Genomic DNA, 5516 nt, shown 5'->3' with positions numbered 1-5516 from the left:
TCGGCCTTGGCGCGTGCCACGCGGATTGGTTTGCTGGTTAAGGGCGGTGCCGCACTTGAAGCCATCGGGGCGGTCCGCACCATGGCGTTTGATAAAACCGGCACCCTGACCGAAGGCAAGCCAAAGCTGGCATCATTGATTACGGTTGGCGACATGGCCGAGGATCAATTGCTTGGCATTGCCGCAGCTCTTGAAACCGTGACGTCGCATCCGCTGGCGAAGGCAGTGGTGACAGCAGCACAGGACAAAAACCTTGATCTGCCGGTGATTACGGATGCGCGGACCATCGCCGGTGCCGGGGTCGAAGCACGGATTGATGGCATCTTGTACCGGGTTGGCGCGGCCAAGCGGCTTGATATCGATCCGACCCCGGGAATTGCGGATTGGTTAACCGCACAGGAAGACGCAGGCAGTACCGCCGTTGTCGTTTTGAAAGATAACGTCGTGATTGGCGCACTAGCACTCCGCGATGTTGCCCGTGCGGATGCAAAACCTGCACTTGCCAAGCTTAAGGCATTGGGCATCAATCCGGTGATGTTGACCGGCGATGCGATGCTGGTTGCCAAACGTATGGCCGGTGAACTGGGCATGGAATATCACGCGCAATTACTGCCCGAAGATAAGTTGAACGTACTGGCCGAGCTTCGCAATGATCCTGCACGCAAGGGCCCAATTGCCATGGTGGGGGATGGCATCAACGATGCCCCGGCCCTGAAATCGGCTGATGTCGGGATTGCGATTGGCGGGGGGGCGGATATCGCCCTCGAAGCCGCCGATGCGGTGGCGGTCAAAGACCGGCTTTCCGATGTGGTTAATCTGGTGAAACTATCGCGTGCCACCCGGCGCGTCATCCGCGAAAATATCGGTCTGGCGCTGGGCCTAAAGGCAGTGTTCCTGATTACCAGCATCACTGGCCTGACCGGATTATGGCTGGCCGTCCTGGCCGATACCGGCGCAACCGTGCTGGTCACGATCAATAGCCTGCGTTTGTTGATCGCACTGCGTCGACCGTGATGCCTTTTGACAGGAACTATATCTTCGCCATTGTGCTCTCTGTGCGCTCAGAGTTAGGTGCGTCGGTATGGGGGGATCGCTCTCTAATGATGTCCAGATAATAGTGGAATTGGTGTTTAAGCTATAGTGATAGCCAAAAAGGTCACCTACCGCGCGTAGCTGTCGGGGTGTGCAAATTTCGTAGCTGTGTTGATCGCAATCCAGAGTGATCTGTGCAGGCAGTGAATGATGCCTTGTTGACAATCGGACGTCCGTCCTATATTTAAAATCGGACGTCCGTTCATTTTGGCGGTTAGGCACATCTCAATTCAGGAGGCCTGTTATGGATGAGAAGCTTACGCAACGAATTCAGATCTTATGCGCTTGGTGTGGTCCGGCGTTTGTCGTGCTTTATGGCTTGGCTTGGGTCGTTCTTGCCCATAACTATCCGCCGCCCGACCCGTCATTTAGCGCTCAGGAACTCGTCGATAACTTCTACCTGAAATATCAGGATAGGATACTGCTGGGCCAATCGCTTTCGACGGCCTTCGGCATTCTCTATCTTGTTTGGGCATGTCAAGTGTCGGTGCAGATGTGGCGAAGGGAAACCGTGCCTATCCTGTCGCTCATCCAGTTATGCGGTGGCTTGCTGACCGGATGGGTGCTCATGTTCGTCCCCGCGATGTGGGCTTGGTGCGCTGAGGTTGCCGGCGTTGTCGATCCTGAAACTATTAAGATGGTTCATTTTATCGGCTGGTACTTTTTTGACATGACCTATTGGATCACAACAATCGAGGTGATGGCCATCTTTATCATGGTGATGATGGACAAGGAGAAACCAGGACTGGTACCGAAGTGGGTAGCATCGATCGCATTGTTCTCTGGTCTTTCGTTCCTGCCGCTTACTTTTCTGCCTTACTTCAAGTCGGGCCCATTCGCGCTGAATGGTTACTGGTCTTTCCATGTCGCCTTCATCAGCTATGGAATTTTCACGTTCGCTTTCGGTCCGTATATGGTCAAAGACATCAAGCGGGTGCGCATTCCCGTTGTCCCGGGCATCGGCCAGGCGATTAGTCGTCGACAGTCTGGCCGTTAAACCATGAATACTGAAACTCTTACTCGAGGTTTCACCCTCCGTCTCGACCCTGCCGTTACAGGCGGGGTCGAGGACAGAGTGGCAATTAATCCCGCCGATATGGACGCCAATGGATGGAAGCCTGGCGACTATGTAACGATTACCGCGCTTGCACAAACGGCGGGTCGCATCATCGGTGACAGCACCACGGCAAGGGGCAGCGTTGCCCTCGGCTCGACTCTGGCGGCGGCTAGTGGCGCGCAGGCTGGAGAAACAGTTGTCCTTACCGTTGTAACGTCTTTCCCTGCCGAGCGTATCGTCTTCGCCGTTGCGGAACGCGCATTGCCGGGGCAGAGCGGAAACCCGATTCGTCATGGAAATGCTGTCCTTGCTCGCTTCCTCGGAGCCTCTGAAAGTGCAACCTCGGCGATACCTTCACCGGATGCTCGGCTATTGGGTCATCGTGCTCTGATCGTAGGTAGTTTGTTTGATCACGCGGGCGCTCGGTTGAGGGTCATTGAAACGGTGCCGACCGGTGTGGTGACCGCCACGAGAGAAACCGCGATTTCAGTTGTCGATCCCCAGGACCGCAAGACATCCTATCGGGATGTCGGTGGCCTTTCCGGCGAGGTCGCCAGCATTCGTGAAATGGTAGAACTGCCGCTGCGTCGTCCGGAGGTTTTCATGCGACTTGGCGTCGATGCACCGGGCGGCTTGCTTCTCTACGGCCCGCCCGGTTGTGGCAAGACTCTGATCGCACGTGCGATAGCCCAGCAGACAGATGCATTCTTCCTTTCGATCAACGGCCCCGAGATCATCCAGAAGCATTATGGTGAGTCCGAAGAGCTCCTGCGCAAGGTTTTCGATGAGGCGCAGAGGCATCCGGCGACGATTTTGTTCATCGATGAGATCGACGCGCTTGCCCCAAACAGGGAAACAGTGCTCGGCGAAGTAGAGAAGCGTGTTGTCGGGCAGCTACTGGCGCTGATGGATGGCGTTTCCTCGCGCGGTAGGGTCGTGGTGATGGCTGCCACTAATCTGCCTAACGCTGTGGATCCGGCGTTGCGTCGACCGGGCCGGTTTGACCGCGAGATATCTATTGTCCCGCCGAGCAAGATGGGGCGACTGGAAATTCTTAAGATTCACACTCGGTTCATGCCGCTGGCCGCGGATGTTGATCTGGAGCGAGTATCCGCTGTGACGCATGGCTTCCTCGGTGCGGATCTGGCAGCGCTCTGCCGCGAAGCGGGCATGGCCTGCGCTCGCGACAATCAAACGGAAGAAAGCAAATCGGCGCTCTTTGTTCGGATGGTGCATTTCCAGAAGGCGTTGGCGGATTTCCGCTTGTCGACCATGCGTGAACTGTCGTCTGACATCGCCGAAACATGCTGGGAGGATATCGGCGGACTGGAGAAGGAGAAGCATCTGCTGAGGGAGGCGCTTGACTGGCCGCTCACTTACGCTTCTCGCTTCACGTATGCTACTGCCTATGCGCCCAAAGGTATCTTGCTGACCGGCGGATCAGGAACCGGCAAGACACTTTTGGCGCAGGCGGTTGGGACGACGACGGAGGTTAACTTTATCGTGGCGCGTGGTCCCGAGCTCCTTTCCAAATGGGTAGGTGAATCCGAACGCGGCATCCGCGAGGTGTTTCGGCGCGCGCGGCAGTCCGCGCCCTCTATCATCTTTTTTGACGAGATAGACGCGATCACACCCGCGCGTGGTAGAAGCACCGGCGACGGCCAGATCGGTGATCGTATGGTTGGGCAGTTCTTGCTGGAACTTGATGCGATTAATGGTGATTCTGGTGTCGTCGTGCTGGCGGCGACCAACCGGCCGGATCTTGTTGATCCGGCGTTGCTCAGGCCCGGCCGTTTTGATCTGGTGATCGATTTACCGGACCCTGATCGCGAGACGCGCTTGTCCATCCTTAAGGTGCATTGCCAGAACAGCCCGCTCGGCGAAGACGTCGACCTCGGTACGCTTGCTGAGGCTACGGAGGGGCTGAGCGGCGCTGTTCTGGGGGCACTTTGTCAAAGAGCAAAGACCTTGGCGATCAGTGATTCGGTCAAGGCGCAGCCGGGACAGGACTTTACGCCTTTTCTTATCTCCGCCAATCATTTCGATGCCGCCCTTCGTGCGATCTTGCAAAGCAGACGGGCGAATCAAAATGCAAGACACGACAGTACTGCATGACGCAGGCGGAGGCTTAACCCGGAAAGTGATGGGGCTCCTGAATAAATGCTTGGACGTCACCTAAGGAGAAATTTGGTATGATGATTATATTGACGACTATTGTGCAGATCGTCATGGGTATTGCTGGTGGTCAAGCTGTGACTACTGCGCTACGACTATCCACCATTGCGCCAATTATCAACATTCTTTCTGGTGGTTTGGGAGGACTGGCTTTGGGGCTGCTGGTCGGTGGATTCGTGGGGGATGACAACTCATTCTTTGCAATGCTGGGCGATGCTGGCGGTGGTTTTGTGGGCGGTGCGGTGGTTACGGTTATCGTGGTGCGGATAACCAGAAGGCTGAGTGGACGATAAGCGAATGAAAAGGGCACCATTCCCATCATCAGGAAAGTGATTTGGCGAATAGAGGAGGCTAACTCATGTCACTTGGAGCAGACACCCAGCGCAAACGGGATCGTGAGATTGCGGCGACTACAAAGGGCGAGGCGACAGCAGAGAACATCCTTGACGCCGCATTTAAGTCGATCGCGGTGCATGGCTGTGGAGCTGTAACTCTTCGAGGAATTGCCGATGAGGCTGGCGTTGTGCTGAGTCAGCTTAATTACCATTATGGCAACAAGAATCGTCTTTTTGCTGCCGTACTCAAGCGCATGCAGCACGGTTACATCGAGGCGCTCGATGTTCGCCTACACGGGCACGATTCTTTGGAAGGGCAGATTGCAGCAGTCGTCGATTACAACGAATCGGTCCTTATCGACAGTCCAGAGACCTATCGGAACTTTCTTGAATTTTTCAACTTTGCGATGAATTCCAAACCGTTTCAGGTGGAGGTCGATAACTTCACGTCACAAATCGCGGCAATGATTGAAAAACGCATCGTCCAGTATCAGTGCAAAGACGAAGCAATGGCCTGTTTCTCGGCGGCTGCGCTCACGCGCTTCATTCTGTCGGCGTCATTCGGGATAGCCCTCCAAAGATTTCTCAGTCCGGAGAACGAAGATGCGCGGGCGGGCTTTAGCATTATCAAGGCGACGGCGTCTCAGCTTATTAGGCAGAATAGAGATGCTATGCCGTTAGACTAATGTGAGCTGCTCTTCAGGTGATGCAAGTCGGGCCGATACCAGCACAACCGTGCTGGTCACGATCAATAGCCTGCGTTTGTTGATCACACTGCGCCGGTCATAAGGATAAACCAAGGGCGAAAATGTTCCGGTTCCCCCACCATAAGGCAAAGGAACCGGAACGATATTGGT

Annotated in this window: 6 protein-coding genes; 5 read left to right on the top strand and 1 reads right to left on the bottom strand. The window is 55.4% G+C overall.

Features of this window, described 5'->3' with window-relative positions; translation table 11 throughout:
* The 5 genes from ACN0TS_RS19110 to ACN0TS_RS19090 all read left to right on the top strand — a co-directional run.
* Positions 1-1014: HAD-IC family P-type ATPase (locus ACN0TS_RS19110; protein WP_417260893.1), on the top strand; the 1014-nt coding region annotated here is incomplete at its 5' end.
* A gap of 322 nt (positions 1015-1336) precedes the next feature.
* Complete coding sequence (locus tag ACN0TS_RS19105) at positions 1337-2089, top strand: hypothetical protein (protein WP_085620901.1); 753 nt, start codon at positions 1337-1339, stop codon at positions 2087-2089.
* A 3-nt stretch (positions 2090-2092) separates the two neighbouring features.
* Complete coding sequence (locus tag ACN0TS_RS19100; RefSeq protein ID WP_417260892.1) at positions 2093-4264, top strand: AAA family ATPase; 2172 nt, start codon at positions 2093-2095, stop codon at positions 4262-4264.
* A gap of 77 nt (positions 4265-4341) precedes the next feature.
* Positions 4342-4617, top strand: coding sequence for a hypothetical protein (locus ACN0TS_RS19095; protein WP_085620902.1), 276 nt, complete (start codon positions 4342-4344; stop codon positions 4615-4617).
* Positions 4618-4682: 65 nt separating this feature from the next.
* Positions 4683-5345, top strand: a complete 663-nt coding sequence (locus ACN0TS_RS19090) for a TetR/AcrR family transcriptional regulator (protein ID WP_085620903.1) — start codon at positions 4683-4685, stop codon at positions 5343-5345.
* Here the strand turns inward: ACN0TS_RS19090 and ACN0TS_RS19085 are convergent.
* Positions 5337-5516 (bottom strand): hypothetical protein (locus ACN0TS_RS19085; RefSeq protein ID WP_417260891.1); only part of this gene is annotated, 180 nt, incomplete at its 5' end. The genes ACN0TS_RS19090 and ACN0TS_RS19085 overlap by 9 nt on opposite strands.

Source organism: Celeribacter sp. (assembly GCF_048266405.1).
Taxonomy (GTDB): Bacteria; Pseudomonadota; Alphaproteobacteria; order Rhodobacterales; family Rhodobacteraceae; genus Celeribacter.
Note: the sequence above shows the minus strand (reverse complement) of the source record. Positions and strands in the feature narration are given on the sequence as shown.

Coding starts and splice junctions, on each gene's coding strand:
- ACN0TS_RS19105 (WP_085620901.1), top strand. CDS start 1,337: ATGGATGAGAAGCTTACGCAACGAATTCAGATCTTATGCGCTTGGTGT.
- ACN0TS_RS19100 (WP_417260892.1), top strand. CDS start 2,093: ATGAATACTGAAACTCTTACTCGAGGTTTCACCCTCCGTCTCGACCCT.
- ACN0TS_RS19095 (WP_085620902.1), top strand. CDS start 4,342: ATGATGATTATATTGACGACTATTGTGCAGATCGTCATGGGTATTGCT.
- ACN0TS_RS19090 (WP_085620903.1), top strand. CDS start 4,683: ATGTCACTTGGAGCAGACACCCAGCGCAAACGGGATCGTGAGATTGCG.